Origin of the sequence: Pseudomonas sp. 5C2 (genome assembly GCF_034314155.1) — a bacterium.
Lineage (GTDB): Bacteria > Pseudomonadota > Gammaproteobacteria > Pseudomonadales > Pseudomonadaceae > Aquipseudomonas.
This window is the reverse complement of record NZ_JAVIWH010000002.1, coordinates 2,862,640-2,883,562: the sequence shown is the minus strand read 5'-3', so window position 1 is coordinate 2,883,562 and position 20,923 is coordinate 2,862,640. Positions and strand designations below refer to the sequence as shown.

The following is a 20,923-nucleotide window of genomic DNA, read 5'->3' as shown; positions in this document are numbered from 1 at the left end:
AGACGTGCGGGTCGATGCGTGTGTGTCGCCCGGCATTTTCGCGGTGCAGACAGCACCTCTAATCGGGGCGCTCGAACATTTTTAAATGCACGCTGGCAAATCTCGCGCAGAAGCCGTTACTGTGCGCGAAAGAATAACTGCCAGGGGCATGTATGAAGTTGTTTTGGGGGTTGGGGAAGGCGATGACACTGGGATTCTGGCTGATGGTGCTGGTCAATATGGCCACTGCGCTGCCAAGTCCTTTCGATGTGTTGCTCCGTCTGGCTGGCAGCCTGGCATTGTTGACCCACCTGCTTGAACTGATGCTATTCAATAGCAACCTGCGCCGGCGCGTCCATCCATGGCGTGATCGCCTGCTGGTTCTTATGTTCGGTATCTTTCACATCCAATCCATTTCCCGCCCATCGGCGGAGGTTGCTCATGCGTAATCTTTGCCTGTTGGCCTTATTGTGCAGCCCAATGGCTATCGCCCAAGTGGTGACGGTCGAGTCGCATTCGCTGATGCGTCTGCCCGGTAAAACCAGGGTCTTGCAACTGGAACGTCTGGAAGTCGCCGATTACGGCACCTTGCTGATTCCCTCCAGCCTGGCTGAAGTAAAGGTCGGTGAATTGATACTGGGCCACGAGGCGCGGATTGCGATTGTGCCCAGCGAGCAGAGCTTCAATCTGGTGGTAGGCCGTGGTCAGTTGGCGTCAGGTAGCGAAATCACTGCCCGTGGCGCTCCCGGCACGTTTCTCAAACCCGCATTGCCGGGCCGTAACCTGACCTTGCGTCTGGAAAATCTGACGGCAGAAGCGTTATCGGTCGATGCCCGTGGTGGTTCGGGCGCGCCTGGTTTTGTCGGCCTCGACGGCGCGAATGGTCAGGCTCCGGGTTGCACCTGGGGCCAGGCGGGTCGCGGGTACGATGGCGACAACGGTGGCAACGGTCATGATGGTGCTGCGGGTGCGCAAGTCCGTGTCGAGCTGCCGCAAAGCTTTCCGGCAGAGCGTGTGAAAGTACAGGTCAACGGCGGTGCGGGTGGTCTGGCGGGTGAGGGGGGGCGTGCTGGCAAGGGCGGAGCCTCCAAGGGCTGCGTGGTCTACCGTGCTGACGGCGGCAAATCCGGTAAGCCAGGTCAACCGGGCCAGCCTGGTGCGGCAGGCCCTAATGGTGCGATGACCTTGCAGCGGTTGTAAGCGAATACACGCCTTAATGGGCTTGCGAGTGGGTTGAAGCGGTGTGCCTGACACACCGCTTCAACCATTAAAACCCAAATCGAGTCGCGGCCACGGCCACCAGCACCAGCCCCACAATCAGATTGATCCCAACCAAGCGGCGAATACGGGCCAATACAGCAGCGCCCTCAGGCCATTGTTCGGCAACCACCGCACGGCGCAGTTCAGGCAATTGCAGTGCCTGGATGCGAATAAACAGCGCTACCATCACCACGTACAAGCCCATCATCACCTGCACGTAACGCGGCGCCAGTTCAAAACCGGCGAACTGCAGATGGATCATGCCTACGCCTGTGATGGGTAATACCAGCACCGCCACCCAGACCCAAAGAAAGAACCGCGGAAACACCTGGACCCACAATTTCAGGCGCGCAGGACCTTCCAGGGCGACACCGGCTGCCGGGCGCAAGACCATCCAGGCGAAGAACATGCCGCCGACCCAGATCAGGGCGGCCAGCACGTGCAACGTGTAGACAAGGGCGAAAGCGGTCATTCGGGTACTCCATTCTGCGCGAGAGGAATTAGCACGGTATGATAGCGGCCTCTCAGAAACACTGAAAATTTATCCAGCACCTTCATTCAGCATTCGTAGCGCCCTAAGCCAATGATCAGTAACGAACTCAAATCCCAGATCCAGGGCGCCTATTCGCGTTTCCTCGAAGCCAAGAGCCTCAAGCCGCGCTATGGCCAGCGTTTGATGATCGCCGAGATCGCCAAAGTGCTGGGCGACATCGACACTGACGAAGAAGGCCGGCGTTCGGGCGACCCGGCAGTGGTCGCCGTCGAGGCGGGCACCGGCACCGGCAAGACTGTGGCGTATGCCATTGCGGCCATTCCGACTGCCAAGGCGGCGGGCAAGCGCCTGGTGATCGCCACGGCGACCGTCGCTCTGCAGGAACAGATCGTCTACAAAGACTTGCCTGACCTGATGCGCAACAGTGGATTGAACTTCAGCTTTGCCCTGGCCAAGGGGCGCGGCCGCTATATGTGTCTGTCCAAGCTCGACATGCTGTTGCAGGAAGGTGATGCAACCAACGCCACTGCTCAGCTTTTCGAAGAAGAAGGCTTCAAGATCGAAGTCGATGAGGCCAGCCAGAAGCTGTTTACCAGCATGATCGAAAAGCTCGCCGGCAATAAATGGGACGGCGACCGTGACAGCTGGCCGCAAGCACTGGAAGACCAGGACTGGGCGCGCCTGACCACCGACCACAGCCAGTGCACCAATCGCCATTGCCCGAACTTCGGCCAATGTGCTTTTTATAAGGCGCGCGAGGGCATGAGTAAAGTCGACGTCATTGTCACCAACCACGACATGGTGCTGGCAGACCTGGCGTTGGGCGGGGGCGCGGTGTTGCCCGACCCGCGTGAGACCTTGTATGTGTTCGACGAAGGCCATCACCTGCCGGATAAAGCCATCGGCCACTTTGCCCACTACACGCGCCTGCGCTCGACGTCGGACTGGCTGGAGCAGACCGCCAAGAACCTCGCTAAATTGCTGGCCCAGCACCCTTTACCGGGCGACCTAGGTAAGTTTATCGAGCAGGTGCCGGAACTGGCCCGTGAGATCAAGACCCAGCAACAGTTCATGTTCGCGGCCTGTGAGCAGTTAGCCGATTTCAAGGCCGGTGAAGACATGGAAGGCCGCGAGCGCCCACGTCACCGCTTCATCGGTGGCGTGGTGCCCGAGCACATGCGCGACATGGGCATCGAGTTGAAGAAGGGTTTTTCCCGCCTGGATGACCTGTTTACGCGCCTGACCGAGCTGCTCAAGGAAGGCATGGATGGCGAGGTCAACATCGGCATTGCCAGCCATCAGGCTGAAGAGTGGTACCCGCTGTTCGGCAGCTTGCTGGCCCGCGCCCATGGCAACTGGGAGTTGTGGACGGCCTTTACGGCTGAAGATCCAGAAGACAGCCCGCCCATGGCGCGCTGGTTGACCCTGGCCGACAGCGGCTCGTTGTTCGATATCGAAGTCAACGCCAGCCCGATTCTGGCGGCGGAAATGCTCCGGCGTAACCTGTGGAACGTTGCCTATGGTGCACTGGTGACCTCGGCGACTTTGACCGCACTGGGTAAGTTCGATCGTTTTCGCATGCGTGCAGGTCTGCCCAAAGGCGCGGTGACCGCCGTGGTGCCAAGCCCGTTCCATCACGCCGATGCGGGTGTGTTGCGCGTGCCGGACCTCAAGGCAGACCCTCGTGATGCCGTGGCGCACACCGCTGCTATCATCCGCGAACTGCCGAAACTGGTAGAAGGCTCCCGTGGCACGCTGGTGCTGTTCTCCTCGCGCAAACAGATGCAGGAAGTCTTCGACGGCCTTGAGCGCGACTGGCGTAAGCAGGTTTTCATTCAGGGCAATCTGTCCAAGCAGGAAACCCTGAACAAGCACAAAGCACGGGTCGACAGTGGCGAGTCCAGCGTGCTGTTTGGCCTGGCCAGTTTTGCCGAAGGGGTGGATTTGCCCGGTGCCTACTGCGAACACGTGGTCATCGCCAAAATCCCGTTCGCGGTCCCCGATGATCCGGTGGAAGCGGCGTTGGCGGAGTGGATCGAAGCCCGTGGCGGCAATCCGTTCATGGAAATCGCCGTGCCTGACGCGTCGTTGCGTCTGGTCCAGGCCTGTGGACGTTTGCTGCGGACTGAAGAAGACCGCGGCACCATCACGTTGCTTGATCGACGCGTCGTCACCCAGCGTTACGGCAAAGCGATCCTCAACGCGCTGCCGCCGTTCCGCCGCGAAATTTCCTGACAGCTGTTGGGCATCATTTGCACCGGATCGGGTCTTATCCCGGTCCGGTCCATGTTTGCCACGTTGTTTGTCACTCTGAAGTCTGGCCATCAACGGGTCGTTTAGGAGCACTTAATCAAATGATTCGCCGTTCGCTGTCCACGGTTTTTGCGCTGTTGTGTTCCGGTCCGCTGTTGGCGGCTACGGATGGACAACAGACGTTGTTCAACTTCGTTCGTCCCGCCGATGTGGTTCAGGTTGCGACGCAGGATGCCAGCCTGCCGCAATCCAACGCCGAGCAGACGGCCGAAGGCGAAGTATTGCGCCGGGTTACCTTCAATCCAGTGGCTCGTCCCAGCCTGAGTCTGACACCACAGACCGGCGTGTGGGATTGGTCCGGCGACAGCGCCATGACGCTGCGTATCCAGAACGCCATGGATTGGGCGCTGACCCTTGATGTGCGGATTCAAAGCGCTGATGGCAAAGTGATCACCAGTCGTGTCGATTTGCCCGCAGGACCTGCTCAGACCTTGTTCATCCCCCTGCAAACCAGCTCGCCCCTGAGTCAGGGCATGCGTGCCGGACCACCGATGCCGTGGACTTACGAAGGGCAGCGCGTGCTCTTGGCCAGCGCCACGGGTGAGTTGGATCGCAGCAAAGTGGTCTCGGTCACCGTAGCAATGAGCCAGCCCAATGTTGCACAAAGCATCCTGCTCGAGCGTTTCGGTGTGCAGGAAGGTAATGCGGTTCAGAAAGCGGCCTACGACAATATCGTCGATGCCTATGGTCAGTTCACCCGGGCCAAATGGCCGGAAAAAATTGTCAGCGATGAGCAACTGAAAGCCTCATCGGTCAAGGAACAGCAGCAGCTCAAGACCTGGCTGGCCGATCGGCCCAAGCAGGACCCGTTTGGCGGTTGGCTCGGTGGTCCGGTCTTTGAGGCCAAGGGCTTCTTCCGCACCGAGAAACTCGACGGGCGCTGGTACCTGGTCACCCCTGAAGGTCATCCGTTCTACTCCCTGGGTGTGAACGCCGTGACGGCGGAAGACAGCCGGACCTATGTTGAAGGTCGGGAGCGGATGTTCTCGAGCTTGCCGGCAGATACCGATCCCCTGGCCGTGTTTTATGGCAAGGCCGACAACCGCAAGAACACAGGTGCGAACAAGGACCGCAGTTTCAATCACGGCCGTTGGTTCGATTTCTATGGCGCTAACCTGCACCGCACGTATGGCCAGGAAAAATGCGTCAAGGCCGACGCGATTGCGCCGGATCAGCCGGTGGCCGCAGCGACCCCTGCTGATTGCGCCTCGCCTGCCGTCGACGCCAAACGCTGGACCCACCACACGCTGGATCGTCTGCAAGCCTGGGGCTTTAACACGATTGGCAACTGGAGTGCTCCGGAACTGGGCGTGAATGAACGCGTGCCGTATACCTTGCCGCTGTCCATCGTCGGCGATTACAGCAGCATCAGCACGGGCAAGGACTGGTGGGGTGGCATGCCGGATCCGTTCGATCCACGTTTCGCTATGGCCACCGAGCGTGCCGTGGCCATCGCCGCTCGGGATCATCGCGATGATCCGTGGCTGGTGGGCTATTTTGCCGACAATGAACTGGCCTGGGCGGGCCCCGGCGATGACCCGAAATCGCGCTACGCCTTAGCGTACGGCACCTTGAAAATGACCACCGATGCTCCGGCCAAACGGGCATTTCTCAAGCAGTTGCGCGACAAGTACCGCAATCAGCAGGGCCTGTCCAAAGCCTGGGGTGTTGAACTGCCCGCTTGGGAACTGATGGAAGACCCAGGGTTCGAGCCACCGCTGCCGAGCGCGGAACACCCCGAGATAGAAGCTGACTTCAAATACTTCCAGCGCGTATTCGCCGACACGTACTTCAAGACCATTTCCGATGCGTTGAAATGGCACGCGCCCAATCACCTGTTATTGGGCGGGCGTTTTGGCGTCAGCACTCCAGAAGCTGTGGCGTCTTGCGCCGAGTATTGCGACGTGCTGAGCTTCAACTTCTACACGCCAAAACCTCAAGACGGTTATGACTTCGCCCAGTTGCGCGAACTGGGCAAGCCTGTGCTGGTTGGCGAATTCCATTTTGGCTCGCGTGATCGCGGTCCGTTCTGGGGCGGCATGATGGAAGTTGCCAAAGAAGAAGATCGCGGTCCGGCTTACGCCAACTTCCTCAAGCAAGCGTTGGCAGAGCCTTCAATCGTCGGCGTGCACTGGTTCCAGTACCTTGATCAGCCCGTCACGGGTCGTTTGCTCGATGGTGAGAATGGTCATGTGGGCTTGGTCGGCATCACCGATGTGCCGTTTCAGGGCTTTGTCGAGGCCGTGCGCAAAAGCAACGGGCAGGTGGCCGACGTCCTTAAGAAAGAGGTTCGGGCCAGCGCTGCGGCAAAAGCCAAAACACACTCGGCTCCGGCAGCGTCCGATAAAGGCGATGGCGGCAAGCAATAGTGATCAATGAGGAGGGCGTTGCTTGCGAGCGGCTAATCGCCATCCTCTTGCCTGAGTCTGTTCCCAAAGCGTTCAATCGCTGGAACAATACACGCCACTTTGTAGATTAGTTGTCTGGGAGCGAGCGGGTGCAGATTCAGGGTCATTTCGAGCTTAAATTCGAAGCAGTGCGTGAAGCCTTCGCTGCGCTCTTCGATGATCCCCAGGAGCGCGGGGGTGCATTGTGCATCCAGATCGGCGGGGAAACCGTGCTCGACCTCTGGACTGGCACGGCCGACAGGGATGGCGCTGAGGCGTGGCACAGCGACACCATCGCCAATCTGTTTTCGTGCACCAAGACATTCACTGCGGTCACCGCTTTGCAACTGGTGGGCGAAGGCAAGCTGAGTCTGGACGAACCTGTGGCCAAGCTCTGGCCCGAGTTTGCTGCCGCTGGCAAAGAGAAAATCACGTTGCGCCAGTTCCTCTGCCATCAGGCGGGTTTGCCAGCGCTGCGCTACATCATGCCGGCCGAAGCGCTGTACGACTGGCAAGCCATGACGGATGCGCTCGCGGCGGAAGAGCCCTGGTGGGCACCCGGTCATGGTCATGGCTATGCCGCCATCACCTATGGTTGGTTGGTGGGTGAGTTGCTGCGCCGTGCGGATGGGCGTGGTCCGGGAGAGTCCATCGTGGCCCGTATTGCACGTCCCCTGGGGCTGGATTTTCATGTCGGGCTGGCGGATGAAGAGTTTCACCGTGTCGCCTATATTGCTCGTGGCAAGGGCAGCGTAGGTGATGAAGCTGCGCAGCGCCTGCTGCACGCAGTCATGCGCGAACCGACGTCCATGACCGCACGGGCCTTCACCAATCCTCCGTCGATCATGACCAGCACCAATAAACCTGAATGGCGGCGCATGCAGCAACCTGCCGCCAATGGTCATGGCAATGCCCGCAGTCTGGCGGGTTTCTACAGCGGCCTGCTTGATGGTCGTTTGCTGGAAGCCGAACTGCTGGGTGAGTTGACGCGTGAACACAGCGTCGGGCATGACAAAACCTTACTGACCCAGACCCGTTTCGGCCTGGGATGCATGCTTGATCAACCGCACGTGCCGAATGCCACGTTTGGCCTGGGCCCTAAAGCCTTCGGCCATCCCGGCGCAGGCGGTTCCGTAGGTTTTGCCGACCCTGAGCGCGAGGTCGCCTTCGGTTTCGTGACCAATACGCTCGGCCCTTATGTCTTGATGGACCCACGCGCACAGAAGCTGGCGCGCGTGTTGGGCGAGTGTGTATAGTCCGGCCGGCTGTCTGTTAAGGCCGCGTTCAGGGAACTTGAGTGCCGGATTGCTTTCAGAGCATTGTTTCAATGAGCTTCTTTCAAGCCCGATTACTGCTTAATTATTTTTGTGGGTCAACAATGTCATCTAACAAAAGTGTCGCCTTTGCTTTGTGCCTGGCTATTACCGGCTGCGCTCAAACTCCCCAGAATGATTCCGCAGAGGGCGGCCATTGGTGGTCCTTTGGGGCCGACAAGGTTGCCCAGTCTGGCCCTGATAAAACTGCCGCACCCAAAGCGGCCGTACCCATAGCGCCAAAACCCGAAGTTGCGGTAGTTAAACCTGATGCCAAGCCCGCGCCGGTTGTCGCCAGGGCCGATTCCGATAGCCATTGGTGGTGGCCGTTCGGGGCTAAAAAGGACGAGGTGAAGGCCTCCCCGGCCGTGGCTGCAATCCCGATGCCTGACCCGAAAATTACCCAGGCCTGGCTTGATGATTATGAGCCGCGCTTGCGTCTGGCCATCAAAGATAGCCCCTTCGAACTTGAACGCCATGAGAACGTGCTGGTGATTACCGCTCCGGCGGACAGTTCGTTCAACCCAAAACGCCCGATCATGTTGCTGCCGGTGAGCTTGGGCCCTATTACTCGCCTGGCCAAAATAGTTGAAAGCGACCCGAAAACTGCAGTGCTCGTACTGGGCCATTCAGACAGCATCGGCGCCGACCCTGATAATCAGAAGTTGACCCAGGACCGTGCCCAGTCAGTGGCAGCGATTTTCCGTCTCAGTGGTCTGGAACGTGATCGTTTGAACCTGCGTGGTATGGGGGCGTTAATGCCGCGAGCGGCTAACGACAGTAACGAAGGCCGTTCGTTGAACCGTCGGGTCGAGATCGTCATGACGCCACGGGTCACCATGCTGGCCTTGCTCAGCAAATATAATATGCCGGCGCCTGCTCCAATTCTGGTCGCGGCTAAACCTGTGATGCCTGTGGCACCTGACGTCAAAGCGGCTACGCCCGCCAAGAAGGCCGTGCTGGCGAAGAAAGGTACTAAGAAAGCATCGACCACGAAAAAAGCCGCACCCGCTAAAAAGGCTGCCCCGACCAAGGCTGCAGCACCGGCGAAGAAAGTTGAGCCAGTCCCTGACCAAGCCAAGTCCAATTAAGGTAAGCCCCGAGTCCCGGGGTTTTCAGCGAGGATGCACGTCATGACCCGAGCGTTGGCCGATATGCGCCGTGAGTATGTCCGTGATGGTTTGACCGAGGCCCTGGCGCCGGACGAACCCTTTACCTTGTTCCGCCAATGGTTCGACGAGGCGGTGAAAACCGAGCAGGCGCCGGTAGAAGCCAACGCCATGACCGTGGCCACTGTCGATGAAGACGGGCGACCGCATTGCCGGATTCTGTTGCTCAAGGGGCTGGATGAGCTGGGCTTTACCTTCTTCACTAATTACGACAGTGATAAAGGCCAGCAATTGGCAGCGCGTCCTTTTGGCGCGATGACGTTTTTCTGGCCGACTCTGGAGCGACAGGTCCGGATCGAGGGACGAGTGGTCAAGGTCAGCCCTGAAGACTCGGACGCTTACTTTCAGGTCCGCCCGCTGGGCAGTCGTCTGGGCGCCTGGGCATCCCCGCAAAGCCGGGTCATTGCTGACCGCGCCGAGCTTGAAGCGTTGCTCAAAATCACCGAACAACGCTTCAGCGACAGTCAGCCGCATTGCCCCGAACATTGGGGTGGCTATCGCTTGTTACCCGAACGAATCGAGTTCTGGCAAGGTCGTTCAAACCGTCTGCATGACCGCCTGAATTATCGTCTGGATAACCAGCAGTGGATTCGCGAGCGGCTGGCCCCTTAATCGCCTTGCGGCGTTTTCTGCGCTGCCTGGACCTCTGGAGCCTGCCCGGCAGCCGCTTGCAGCCAAGCGGCTAAATCGCGGCGTTTGATTTTCTGCTGCTGCGCCTGTTCCAGGCGCTGCAGCATGAACGTCCTCTTTTCGGGATCACTGCCCGCCAGTGATAACGCCAGGTCGCGATCCATCCAGCGCTTGATCCGTCTGTGCAGCCACCAATGGAAGTACAGGGCGGACACGGTGGCGACTGCAATGATGAAATAGTCCATAACATCCTTTCTCGCGGTAGTACGTTGAATTAAATGTCAGCACAGCCGTCTATCAATCAGGAACAACGCGTTACTGTATTTCCGCTGAATGAAAGTAAATTTCTCTCTGCGGGGTCGTGACAGCGTTCTTGTCGCGGAGTCTAATGGCTATCTGTCCTTTTGGAGATGATCTTATGCGTAAGTCTGTTCTGCTGGTTGCTTCGGTCTCTGCCTTGGCATTGACACTGGGCGGCTGTTCCTCAAGTCTGACCGGGGATTCCTACTCTCGCGATGAGGCCCGAACAGTACAGACCGTACGTATGGGCACCATCGAATCGTTGCGTCCGGTGAAAATTGAAGGCACCAAAACCCCAATCGGCGCAGGTGCTGGCGCAGTCGTCGGCGGTGTGGCGGGTAGCGCGGTCGGTGGTGGTCGCGGCAGTATTATCACGGCAGTCATTGGCGCGGTAGCCGGTGGTATGTTGGGTGCTGCCTCGGAAGAGGGGCTGACTCGTACGCAAGGTGTGGAAATTACCGTACGCGAAGATGACGGCACCATGCGCGCCTATGTGCAGGCAGTTGCTGAAAACGAAATTTTCCGGGTCGGCGAGCGCGTACGCATCATGAGCGTGAATGGCACGAGCCGTGTTTCTCACTAAGCGTTAAAGCGTTTACGTTACCCATAAAAAAGACCCCGGCTATTGGCCGGGGTCTTTTTTTGAGCGGGTGTACGCCAGGTATCAGGCCTTATGGTTTTTACCACTGGCCATGGCGGTTATCGCGTAACCGATCAACGCGGCGAGAATCGAGCCGGTGAGGATGCCCATGCGGTCCATGCCGGCGTATTCGCTGGCGCCGGGTACGAACGCCAGGGAGCCTACAAACAGACTCATGGTGAAGCCTATCCCGCACAGAATCGACACGCCGAACACTTGCCCCCAGTTCGCCCCGGTCGGCAGCGTGGCCATGCTGGTTTTCACCGCCAGCCAGGTCAGGCCGAACACGCCCAGCGTCTTGCCCAGCAACAGGCCCGCAGCGATGCCCATTGGCACGTGATGAGTGAAACTCTCGAGTGTCACGCCGCTGAGCGGTAAGCCCGCATTGGCGAACGCGAAGAGCGGGAGGATGCCAAAGGCGACCCACGGGTGCAGCGCATGCTCCAGGGTCAGCAGCGGCGAGGACTCTGCATTTTTGGTTCGCAACGGGATGCAGAAAGCCAGCACCACACCGGCCAATGTCGCGTGCACGCCGCTTTTGAGTACGCAGACCCAGAGCAGCAATCCGATAATCAGATACGGTCCGAGCTTGATCACCCCCAATCTGTTCATCGCAATCAAGGCGACGATGGACAGCGCTGCCAACATCAGCGACAAACTCGACATTTCGCCGGAGTAAAACAGCGCGATCACGATGATCGCCCCCAGGTCGTCGATGATCGCCAGGGTCATCAGGAACAGCTTGAGCGATACCGGCACCCGTTTGCCGAGTAACGCCAGCACGCCCAGGGCGAAAGCGATGTCGGTGGCCATCGGGATTGCCCACCCGCTGAGCGCTGAGGGATCGTCCTTGTTCAGGGCCCAGAAAATCAGGGCGGGGACCACCATGCCGCCGATTGCTGCTGCACCCGGCAGGACAATTTGCGATGCTTTGGACAGATGGCCTTCCAGTACCTCGCGTTTGACCTCAAGCCCGATCAGCAGGAAGAATAGGGCCATCAGCCCGTCGTTGATCCACAGCAGCAGAGGCTTGGCGATTTTCAGTGCGCCGACCTGTGCAACCACGGGTACGTCTAGCAGGCCGTTGTACAACCAGGCCAAGGGTGAATTGTTGATGATCAGGGCCAGCGCTGCCGCAGCGATCAGTAACAGGCCGCTGGCCGCTTCCATCTGAAAGAAACGCGTGAATGTGCTACGCAGAGGCAAGGTCACTCTCCATGATGGTTCAAAAGGACTGACACCCTAACCCTTACCGTTAGTTGTTAAAACAAAAGTTATATTCTTTTTTGTTATATATGTGTGCGTGCGAGTAGAAGTCAAAAAAAGCCTAGCAGTTATGTAACTAATTGCGTCGCGACTGTACCTGTTGCACTTGTGGGAACTTTCTTAGAATTGGTGTCCGGATTCTGGTTGTGAGTCAGCCTGCAGCCACTTCTTTTACTCTGCGGCTCAGGGTGTAACGTGTTGTTGTGCCCTTGAACATGTTTGACTCAAAGAGAACCTGATAATGAGCGATAACCGTCACTGGGCCCGTGAAGCGATCCGCATTATCGAAGCGGATTTTCAGCGCAGCGCCGACACCCATTTGATCCCTGTGGAATTGCCCGGCTTGCCCGGCATCGAACTGTACTTCAAGGACGAGTCCAGTCACCCGACCGGCAGCCTCAAGCATCGCTTGGCGCGTTCGCTGTTCCTGTATGCGTTGTGCAATGGCTGGCTTAAAGCCGGGGCCCCGGTGATCGAAGCGTCCAGCGGTTCCACGGCGATTTCCGAGGCCTACTTTGCGCGCTTGCTGGGTTTGCCGTTCATTGCGGTCATGCCCGCTAGCACGTCTCAGGAAAAGATCGCGCAAATTGCCTTTTATGGGGGCAAAAGCCACTTGGTGCAGGACCCGACGCAGATCTATGCCGAGTCCGAGCGTCTGGCCCATGAAAGCGGCGGGCACTTCATGGATCAGTTCACCTATGCTGAACGAGCCACCGACTGGCGGGCGAATAACAACATCGCCGAGTCGATCTTTCAGCAGCTGCGCTTCGAGCGTTACCCCGAACCCAGCTGGTTGATATCAAGTCCTGGCACAGGGGGCACCACCGCGACGCTGGGGCGCTACGTGCGCTATCGCCAGCACTGCACGCGGGTGTTGTGCGCTGATGCCGAGCGGTCAGTGTTCTTTGACTATTACCGGAGCGGTGACGCGAGCTTGCGCCTGGACTGCGGCTCGCGGATCGAAGGCATTGGCCGGCCCAGGGTGGAAGCCTCGTTCCTGCCCAAGGTGATCGACGCGATGGTCAAGGTGCCTGATGCCTTGTCGCTGGCGGCCATGCACTACCTCGCGCTGCGTTTAGGCCGACGGGTAGGCGGTTCGAGTGGGACCAACCTGATCGGTGCACTGCTGGCGGCCCGGGAAATGGTCAACGCCGGAGAGTCCGGGTCTATCGTGGCCATTTTGTGTGATGGAGGAGAGCGCTACGCGACGACCTATTACGATCAGGACTGGTTGCGGGCCCAAGGCTATGATTTGGCTGGATTGATCGACAGCGTGACGGCCTGCGCCGAACGGGGCGAGGCCTTGCCGGAAGGGGTGTTGCGGGCGGGGATTTGAATCCAGGCCCGCTCCCGTATGGGTGTTTACTCCACGATTCCCAACATATCCCGCGCCAGCGCTTCGGCAACGCGAATACCGTCGACCCCGGCAGACAGAATGCCACCGGCATACCCGGCGCCTTCACCGGCCGGGAACAGACCTTTGACGTTCAGACTCTGCAGGGTGGCGTCACGGGTAATGCGCAGCGGCGACGAGGTGCGGGTCTCGATCCCGGTCAGCACCGCATCGTGCAGTGAGAAACCTTTGATCTGCTTGTCGAACGCCGGCAACGCTTCACGAATCGCTTCGATGGCGTAAGCGGGCAGGGCGTCGGCCAGGTCCACCAGTTTTACGCCGGGTTTGTAGGACGGTTCAACACTGCCCAGCGCGGTGGAGGCCTTGCCGGCAATGAAGTCGCCCACCAGCTGCGCGGGCGCCTCATAGGTGCTGCCGCCCAGAATGTACGCGTGGGACTCCAGTCGCTCCTGCAACTCGATCCCTGCCAGCGGGCCGCCTGGATAGTCTTCCGGCGTGATGCCGACCACAATCCCGGAGTTGGCGTTGCGCTCGTTGCGTGAGTATTGGCTCATGCCGTTGGTGACCACTCGGTGGGGCTCGGAAGTCGCGGCCACCACGGTGCCGCCAGGGCACATGCAAAAGCTGTACACCGACCGACCGTTCTTGGCGTGGTGCACCAGTTTGTAGTCGGCCGCCCCCAGTTTTGGGTGGCCGGCGTATTTGCCCAGGCGTGCGCGGTCGATGAGCGATTGTGGGTGTTCGATACGGAACCCGACCGAAAACGGTTTGGCTTCCATGTACACGCCACGGCTGTGGAGCATCCGGAAGGTGTCACGCGCACTGTGTCCCAGCGCCAGAATCACATGCTTCGAGTTGATTTGCTCGCCACTGCCGAGCACCACGCCTTGCAACTGTCCATTATCGATCAGGACGTCTGTGACTCGCTGCTGGAAGCGCACTTCGCCGCCGAGTGCTTCAATCTGATGGCGCATGTGTTCGACCACGCCGGTCAGGCGGAAGGTGCCGATGTGCGGTTTGCTGACGTAGAGGATTTCCTCGGGGGCACCGGCTTTGACGAACTCGTGCAGCACCTTGCGTCCGTGAAATTTCGGGTCCTTGATCTGGCTGTAAAGCTTGCCGTCGGAGAAGGTTCCGGCGCCACCTTCACCGAATTGCACGTTGGATTCAGGGTTGAGCACATTCTTGCGCCACAGGCCCCACGTGTCCTTGGTGCGCTGGCGGACTTCAGTGCCGCGCTCCAGAATGATCGGTTTGAAGCCCATCTGCGCCAGCAGCAATCCGGCGAAAATCCCGCAGGGGCCAAAGCCGACCACGATCGGCCGTTCGCTCAAGCCTTCTGGTGCGTGTCCTACGACCTTGTAGCTGACATCCGGCGCCGGACCGATGTGACGATCATCGGCGAACGTATGCAGCAGAGCGGCTTCATCACGCACGGTGAAATCGATGGTGTAGATGAAGCACAGCTCAGAGGATTTTTTCCGCGCGTCGTAGCTGCGCTTGAACAGAGTGAAGTCGAGCAGTTCATCGCTGTCGATGCCCAGGCGCTGCAAGAGTGCAGGTCGCAGGTCTTCTTCCGGGTGATCGATTGGCAGCTTGAATTCGGTGATTCGTAACATGACAGGGTCCAGTATCCGGGCCAGCTTTACGCGAACCGGCAATTATAAGCCGGTTCGCGGGGTTTCCGTCAGGCAAAAAGCGGCCAACCGGCGGAATCAGTCGTTGCGTAAGCCACCGTAATAGGCGCAACCACGCTGGATCTGCCCATTGATGCGCAATTCGGCGGTTAAATGCTGCACAGAACCGTCGACAGGATCGACACAACGCTGGGGCGCAACCCACAGCTCTATGTGCTGATCATTGGCTTCGCTGCTCAGGTTGAAACGGCCATCCGGCAATTGCTCTTCAAGGAAGGGCAGGGCCAACGGCTCTTTGCCTTCGCGCTCAAGGACCATGCCCTTGCCGCTGACGTTGATGTTCCACGCCGGGCCATTGCCATTGGCGTGCAGGGTCAGGCGTTTGAAGTTGGCGTCGTCACAGGCCGCCCCCGAACGTTCGACACGATAGAGTTGTTGCAGATTAAGTTGCCCATCGGTGCCGGGCGTTGTGCCCGCAGCGAAACTGCCGCGCAGGTCAGCGAACAGCTTGCCTTTGCGAGCCGCCAGACCTGCGGCTTCCTGGAGAACGCCAGTATTGCCACCGTCCTTGACCACAAACCGGCGCTGTTCATTGCACGGCTGGAACAGCAACTGACCGCCTTCGCCGATCAGGTCGCCTTGCATACGAGGCAGGCCGGCATTGGGGGTCTCGGGCTTTGCGTTGAACATCTGACACCCGGCAAAGACTGGCAGCAGGGCAAACATCAAAACGGAACGGGCGGCGAACATGGTCGGTCTCCAAACAAGTTGCGCCACGGTACTGACCCTGCTGCCTGATCACAAGGGCTTCAGCCGACGTGATAGGTCTGCCCCGTCTGCAATCCTTCGACACTTTTCGCGTAAGCCAGCGCCACATCCGCTACCGGAACCGGCTTGAAGCCGCGGAAGTAGGGCGCATAACCCGCCATCGACTCCAGCACCACGTTCGGGCTGACTGAATTTACCCGTAAGCCGCGAGGCAGTTCGATGGCCGCTGCACAAACAAAACCATCGATTGCAGCATTCACCAGGCTGGCCGACGCGCCAGTACGGATCGGGTCGTGGCTGGTAATGCCAGTGGTGAAGGTGAACGAGGCACCGTCGTTGGCAAAGTCGCGGCCGATTAACAGCAGATTGACCTGGCCCATCAATTTGTCCTGAAGACCCAATGCAAAGTCTTTTTCAGTCATTTTTGCCAAGGGCACGAAGTTTACATTCCCGGCCGCGCACACCAGTGCATCGAATGAACCTGTCCGTTCGAATAGTTTTCTGATTGAGGCGCTGTCACTAATATCCACCTGGAAATCGCCGCTGGTACGGCCGATTTTTACGACCTCGTGACGCGAGGCCAGTTCCTGGTAGATCGCTGAGCCAATGGTTCCGTTGGCGCCAATCAAGAGAATTTTCATCGTGCAGTCCTTTAAGAGAGTGGATAAAGCTGCAGTGTAAGGTGGCTTTTTCCCGTCGATAAGCGTGCTAATGGGCAACCTTTGGTTTTCAAAAGGAAACAATTGAATGAGTGAAATGGATGATCTGGCGGCGTTTGCCGTCTTGATCGAAGCGGGCAGTTTTACCTTGGCCGCGCAACGGCTTGGGTGCAGTAAAGGCCAGTTGTCCAAGCGCATCAAGTTTCTGGAAACCAGTTACTCAGTGGTGTTGCTGCATCGCACCACGCGTCGTTTGAGCCTGACCGCAGCGGGTGCTGCCCTGTTGCCCCAAGCCAGGGCGCTGATCACACAGGTCGAGCGAGCCCGGCAAGCACTGGCCCGATTGCAGGATGAAGTGTCCGGTGCGGTGCGGATTACGGTGCCAGTGTCGTTGGGCGAAACGTTTTTCGAAGGTTTGCTGATGGAGTTTTCCCAAGAGTACCCACTGGTGCAGGTCGAACTGGAGCTGAACAACGGTTTTCGCGACCTGCACCGGGATGGATTCGACCTGGCCATTCGCTCCAGCGTAGGCAGCGATGAGCGCCTGGTCGCCAAACCGCTGCTGGCCATGCAGGAATTGACCTGTGCCAGCCCGGCCTATCTTGAGCGTTGCGGGGAGCCGACTCATCCCATGGCGTTGAGTGAGCACCGTTGCCTGCTAAACAGCCACTACAAGGGGCGCGAGGAGTGGCTCTACCATCAAGAGCACCAATTGATGCGCGTGCACGTGGCCGGTCCTTTTGCCAGTAACCACTATAGCCTGTTGAAGAAGGGCGCACTGGTGGGTGCAGGAATAGCGCGACTGCCTTCCTACATGGTGCATGCCGAGATCAATGACGGTCGCCTGCGCTGGCTGCTGCGCGATTATCAGACACGCAGTTCACCGTTGTATCTGGTGCATCCCTATGAAGGCGGCTTGCCCCGACGCACGAAAGTACTGGCGGATTACCTCTTGGGCTGGTTCGAGCGCAGCAGCACCGCATTGGAACGGCTCTGAAGCAGCCGTCCCGAGTGGCGCGTTGCGCATAAAAAAACGGCCCGCAGGCCGTTTTTTTTTTGAAGCGCAGGCTTAGCCGCCCAGATAGGCATCCCGCACTTTCGGATCGACCAGCAGTTCTTCACCGGTGCCTTGCATGACCACACGGCCGTTCTCCAGCACGTAGGCACGGTCGGCGATCTTCAAGGCCTGGTTGGCGTTCTGTTCCACCAAGAACACCGTTACACCATCACGGCGCAGTTGTTCGACGATCTCGAAAATCTGCTGAATGATGATCGGCGCCAAGCCCAAGGACGGTTCGTCGAGCAACAGCAGCTTGGGTTTGCTCATCAGCGCACGGCCGATGGCAAGCATCTGCTGCTCACCGCCGGACATGGTACCGCCGCGTTGATTGAAGCGTTCTTTCAGGCGCGGGAACAGGTGCAAGACTTTATCCATCTGCTCCTGATAGTCGCCTTTTGCGGTGAAGAACCCGCCCATGGCCAGGTTCTCTTCCACGGTCAGCCGTGCGAATACACGGCGGCCTTCTGGCACCACCGCGATGCTTTTACGCATGATCTGCGACGAGTCCAGGCCGACCAGTTCTTCGCCCATGTAGCGAATGCTGCCGCTGTGAGCGCGCGGCGAACCGCACAACGTCATCAACAAGGTGGATTTGCCGGCACCGTTGGCACCGATCAGGGTGACAATCTCGCCCTGACGAATCTCGACGTTGACCGAGTGCAGGGCCTGGATCTTGCCGTAGAAGGTGGAAACGTTTTCGAATTGCAGCATTTACGCTTCCCCCAGGTAGGCTTTGATTACTTCAGGATTATCACGGATCTGTGCAGGCGTGCCGTCTGCCAGGGGACAGCCCTGATTGATCACAACAATATGGTCGGAGATGCTCATGACCAGCTTCATGTCGTGTTCGATCAGCAACACCGTGGCGTTGTGCTCATTGCGCAACACGCCGATCAGCGCTTTCAAGTCTTCGGTTTCGCGCGGGTTCAGACCGGCTGCCGGCTCGTCGAGCATCAGGATGCGCGGGCGGGTCATCATGCAGCGGGCGATTTCCAGACGGCGTTGCTGACCGTAGGCCAGGGTGCCGGCAGGGCGGTTGGCGAACTCCTTGAGGTTGACCTGCTCCAGCCAGTGCCCCGCGTATTCCATCGCCTGACGCTCGCTCTTGCGGAACGCCGGGGTTTTGAACAGGCCTGCCAGGAAATTGGTGTTGAGGTGACGATGCTGGGCAACCAGCAAGTTCTCCACTGCCGTCATTTCCTTGAATAGACGCACGTTCTGGAAGGTACGCACCACGCCTTTGCGGGCGATTTGATGGCCGGCAAGGCCTTCGATCGCTTCGCCGTCGAGCAGGATGCTGCCCGCCGTGGGTTTGTAGAAACCGGTCAGGCAGTTGAATACGGTGGTTTTGCCGGCACCGTTCGGACCGATCATCGACACCACTTGTTTTTCATTAACGGTCAGGCCGACGCCATTGACCGCCAACAAGCCGCCAAAGCGCATGCACAGGCCGCTGACTTGCAGAATCGGACGGGTCATCGCTGCAGCTCCATATGGGGACGTTGCATGGGCAGCAGACCTTGTGGACGCCAGATCATCATCAGCACCATCAGGGCGCCGAACATCAACATTCGGTATTCACTGAAATCACGCATCAATTCAGGCATCAGGATCAGCACCACGGCGGCGAGGATTACCCCCAGTTGCGAGCCCATCCCTCCCAGCACGACGATGGCGAGGATGATCGCCGACTCGATGAAGGTGAATGACTCCGGGGTCACCAGACCTTGGCGAGCCGCGAAGAAGCTACCGGCGAAACCGGCAAAGCAGGCGCCAAGGGTGAAGGCCGAAAGCTTGATGATGGTCGGGTTAAGACCCAGTGCGCGGCAGGCGATTTCGTCTTCACGCAAGGCTTCCCAGGCACGACCAATGGGCATGCGCAGCAAGCGGTTGATGACGAACAACGCCAGCAGGGCGAGCAACAGCGCGACCAGATACAGGAAAATCACCTTGTTCACCGAGCTGTAGGCGATGCCGAAGAACTCGTGGAAGGTCTGCATGCCTTCAGCCGCCGTTTTCTCGAACGTCAGGCCGAACAGGGTCGGTTTCGGGATGTTACTGATGCCGTTCGGGCCACCGGTAAGGCCTGTCAGGTTACGCAGCAACAGACGGATGATCTCGCCGAAACCGAGGGTCACGATCGCCAGGTAGTCACCGCGCAGACGCAACACCGGGAAACCGAGGAGAAAGCCAAACAGCGCTGACATCATCCCGGCAATCGGCAAGCAGATCCAGAAACCGAGTCCGTAGTAATGCGAGAGCAGGGCATAGGTGTAGGCGCCGACGGCGTAGAAGCCGACATAACCCAGATCGAGCAGACCGGCCAGACCGACCACGATGTTCAGGCCAAGGCCGAGCATCACGTAGATCAGGATCAGTGTGGCGATATCCACCGCGCCGCGCGAGCCGAAGAACGGCCAGACCAGCGCCACCAGAATCAAGCCAAGGATGATCCAGCGCTGAGTCGAAGGCAGGGTCAGGAAGTTGCTGGCCTTGGCTGGAATCAGCGGCATGCTTGGCGTCGAACGCCAGGCCGCGGCGATAGGTTCGTGGAACAATACCCGCAGGAACATCGCAACAGCGCAGGCGAAAATGGCGAACAAGGTTGTGGTGCTGGTGCCAATGACAGCCAGATTGACGCCGACGATTTCCAGCTTGAGGCCGAGGATCGGGTAGGCGACTGCCAGCACCAGCAAGGCGCTGAAAAACGCCGATTTAAGATTCCTGGTCATACTTTTTCAACCTCCGGACGGCCAAGCAGGCCGGTCGGCCGGACCAACAGCACCAAGACGAGAAGAGCGAAGGCCACCACATCCTTGTATTGGTCGCCGAAAATATCGGCACCAAAGGCTTCAGCTACGCCCAATACCAATCCACCCAGCATCGCGCCGGGAATACTGCCGATGCCGCCCAGTACTGCGGCGGTAAATGCCTTGATCCCGACGAGGAAACCGGCGTTGGGGTTGATCACTCCGTATTGCATGCTGAGCAATACCGCAGCGACCGCAGCCAGCGCGGCACCGATGACGAAGGTCAGGGCGATGATGTTGTTGGTGTTGATACCGAGCAGGTTGGCCATCTTGATGTCTTCAGCGCAGGCGCGGCAGGCGCGGCCCAGACGAGAGCGTGAGATGAACCAGGTCAGTGCGAGCATGGCGACCAGGGTGACGATGAAAATCAGAATCTGCATGTACGAAATCACCACCTCATGGGTACTGGTGGTGCCGAACACGAAGTTGCCAGGGATCAAGTTGGGGATCGATTTGTCTTTCGAGTCTTGAGAGAGCAAAACCGTGTTTTGCAGAAAGATCGACATCCCGATGGCTGAGATCAGCGGGATCAATCGGTTGCTGCCGCGCAACGGGCGGTAGGCAACACGCTCGATGGCGTAGCCGTAAGCACTGGTGACGACGATGCTTGCGACGAATGCGGCGGTGATCAGCAGCGGCAAGCTGTCCAGACCGAGCATGGTCAGGCCGGCGATGGCAATGAACGCCACGTACGAACCGATCATGTATACCTCGCCGTGGGCGAAGTTGATCATGCCAATGATCCCGTAAACCATGGTGTAGCCGATGGCGATCAAGGCATAGGTGCTGCCAATGGTCAGGCCATTAATCAGCTGTTGGAAAAAGTGATAGACATCTATCTCAGGCATTACAGCGCTCCTAAAAACCTACTGAGTGTTCCACTGG

20 protein-coding genes are annotated in these 20,923 nt (G+C 58.8%); 10 read left to right on the top strand and 10 right to left on the bottom strand.

What is annotated here, in order from left to right; translation table 11 throughout:
* Positions 1-152: 152 nt before the first annotated feature.
* A complete protein-coding gene (locus RGU44_RS14030) occupies positions 153-428 on the top strand; it encodes a DUF1145 domain-containing protein (RefSeq protein WP_322181373.1) in 276 nt (91 codons plus the stop codon).
* Entirely contained in the window at positions 421-1,179 is a 759-nt protein-coding gene (locus tag RGU44_RS14025) for a collagen-like protein (protein WP_322181371.1), read from the top strand. The genes RGU44_RS14030 and RGU44_RS14025 overlap by 8 nt, the downstream gene beginning before the upstream one ends.
* Before the next feature lie 67 nt (positions 1,180-1,246).
* On the opposite strand, the gene RGU44_RS14020 is transcribed toward RGU44_RS14025, so the two are convergent.
* Positions 1,247-1,711 (bottom strand): CopD family protein, encoded by a 465-nt coding sequence (locus RGU44_RS14020; protein ID WP_322181369.1) that lies wholly within the window; start codon positions 1,709-1,711, stop codon positions 1,247-1,249.
* Between the two features lie 111 nt (positions 1,712-1,822).
* Between RGU44_RS14020 and dinG the strand changes: the two genes are divergently transcribed.
* The 5 genes from dinG (at position 1,823) to pdxH (ending at position 9,526) form a co-directional block, all read left to right on the top strand.
* Positions 1,823-3,967 carry an ATP-dependent DNA helicase DinG gene (gene dinG, locus RGU44_RS14015; RefSeq protein WP_322217585.1) on the top strand — a complete coding sequence of 715 codons (2,145 nt, stop codon included), beginning with the start codon at positions 1,823-1,825 and terminating at the stop codon, positions 3,965-3,967.
* 119 nt (positions 3,968-4,086) lie between these two features.
* On the top strand, positions 4,087-6,414 hold the full coding sequence (locus RGU44_RS14010) for a beta-agarase (RefSeq protein WP_322181365.1): 2,328 nt from the start codon (positions 4,087-4,089) through the stop codon (positions 6,412-6,414).
* Between the two features lie 128 nt (positions 6,415-6,542).
* Entirely contained in the window at positions 6,543-7,688 is a 1,146-nt protein-coding gene (locus RGU44_RS14005; RefSeq protein ID WP_322217583.1) for a serine hydrolase domain-containing protein, read from the top strand.
* A gap of 122 nt (positions 7,689-7,810) precedes the next feature.
* Entirely contained in the window at positions 7,811-8,836 is a 1,026-nt protein-coding gene (locus RGU44_RS14000; RefSeq protein WP_322217581.1) for an OmpA family protein, read from the top strand.
* A gap of 42 nt (positions 8,837-8,878) precedes the next feature.
* Positions 8,879-9,526 carry a pyridoxamine 5'-phosphate oxidase gene (pdxH, locus tag RGU44_RS13995; RefSeq protein ID WP_322181359.1) on the top strand — a complete coding sequence of 216 codons (648 nt, stop codon included), beginning with the start codon at positions 8,879-8,881 and terminating at the stop codon, positions 9,524-9,526.
* Here pdxH and RGU44_RS13990 read toward each other — a convergent pair.
* Positions 9,523-9,789 (bottom strand): hypothetical protein, encoded by a 267-nt coding sequence (locus RGU44_RS13990; protein WP_322181357.1) that lies wholly within the window; start codon positions 9,787-9,789, stop codon positions 9,523-9,525. The two genes, pdxH and RGU44_RS13990, sit on opposite strands and share 4 nt — an antisense overlap.
* 173 nt (positions 9,790-9,962) lie before the next feature.
* Here RGU44_RS13990 and RGU44_RS13985 point away from each other — a divergent pair, with 173 nt between their 5' ends.
* Positions 9,963-10,427: a glycine zipper 2TM domain-containing protein gene (locus tag RGU44_RS13985; protein ID WP_322181355.1), complete on the top strand. Its 465-nt coding sequence runs from the start codon at positions 9,963-9,965 to the stop codon at positions 10,425-10,427.
* Positions 10,428-10,508: 81 nt separating this feature from the next.
* Here the strand turns inward: RGU44_RS13985 and nhaA are convergent, their stop codons facing one another.
* The gene (gene nhaA / locus RGU44_RS13980; protein ID WP_322181353.1) at positions 10,509-11,690 is read right to left on the bottom strand and encodes a Na+/H+ antiporter NhaA; all 1,182 of its coding nucleotides are present in this window, start codon (positions 11,688-11,690) and stop codon (positions 10,509-10,511) included.
* A 301-nt stretch (positions 11,691-11,991) separates the two neighbouring features.
* Here nhaA and RGU44_RS13975 point away from each other — a divergent pair, with 301 nt between their 5' ends.
* Entirely contained in the window at positions 11,992-13,086 is a 1,095-nt protein-coding gene (locus tag RGU44_RS13975; protein WP_407074616.1) for a PLP-dependent cysteine synthase family protein, read from the top strand.
* 26 nt (positions 13,087-13,112) lie between these two features.
* On the opposite strand, the gene RGU44_RS13970 is transcribed toward RGU44_RS13975, so the two are convergent.
* The 3 genes from RGU44_RS13970 to RGU44_RS13960 form a co-directional block, all read right to left on the bottom strand.
* The gene (locus RGU44_RS13970; protein WP_322181351.1) at positions 13,113-14,723 is read right to left on the bottom strand and encodes an NAD(P)/FAD-dependent oxidoreductase; all 1,611 of its coding nucleotides are present in this window, start codon (positions 14,721-14,723) and stop codon (positions 13,113-13,115) included.
* A 96-nt stretch (positions 14,724-14,819) separates the two neighbouring features.
* Positions 14,820-15,491: a hypothetical protein gene (locus RGU44_RS13965; RefSeq protein ID WP_322181349.1), complete on the bottom strand. Its 672-nt coding sequence runs from the start codon at positions 15,489-15,491 to the stop codon at positions 14,820-14,822.
* A 59-nt stretch (positions 15,492-15,550) separates the two neighbouring features.
* Entirely contained in the window at positions 15,551-16,150 is a 600-nt protein-coding gene (locus RGU44_RS13960) for a short chain dehydrogenase (RefSeq protein WP_322181347.1), read from the bottom strand.
* A gap of 106 nt (positions 16,151-16,256) precedes the next feature.
* Between RGU44_RS13960 and RGU44_RS13955 the strand changes: the two genes are divergently transcribed.
* Positions 16,257-17,165 (top strand): LysR family transcriptional regulator, encoded by a 909-nt coding sequence (locus RGU44_RS13955; RefSeq protein ID WP_322181345.1) that lies wholly within the window; start codon positions 16,257-16,259, stop codon positions 17,163-17,165.
* Positions 17,166-17,237: 72 nt separating this feature from the next.
* Here the strand turns inward: RGU44_RS13955 and RGU44_RS13950 are convergent, their stop codons facing one another.
* Genes RGU44_RS13950 through livH form a run of 4 tightly spaced genes read right to left on the bottom strand, consistent with a single transcriptional unit; the run spans position 17,238 to position 20,886 of the window.
* Positions 17,238-17,939, bottom strand: coding sequence for an ABC transporter ATP-binding protein (locus tag RGU44_RS13950; protein ID WP_322181343.1), 702 nt, complete (start codon positions 17,937-17,939; stop codon positions 17,238-17,240).
* Positions 17,940-18,707 carry a high-affinity branched-chain amino acid ABC transporter ATP-binding protein LivG gene (livG, locus tag RGU44_RS13945; RefSeq protein ID WP_322217577.1) on the bottom strand — a complete coding sequence of 256 codons (768 nt, stop codon included), beginning with the start codon at positions 18,705-18,707 and terminating at the stop codon, positions 17,940-17,942.
* Complete coding sequence (locus tag RGU44_RS13940; RefSeq protein WP_322181340.1) at positions 18,704-19,960, bottom strand: high-affinity branched-chain amino acid ABC transporter permease LivM; 1,257 nt, start codon at positions 19,958-19,960, stop codon at positions 18,704-18,706. The genes livG and RGU44_RS13940 overlap by 4 nt, the downstream gene beginning before the upstream one ends.
* Complete coding sequence (gene livH / locus RGU44_RS13935; RefSeq protein WP_322217575.1) at positions 19,957-20,886, bottom strand: high-affinity branched-chain amino acid ABC transporter permease LivH; 930 nt, start codon at positions 20,884-20,886, stop codon at positions 19,957-19,959. Before livH ends, RGU44_RS13940 begins: the two co-directional genes overlap by 4 nt.
* Between the last annotated feature and the right edge of the window lie 37 nt (positions 20,887-20,923).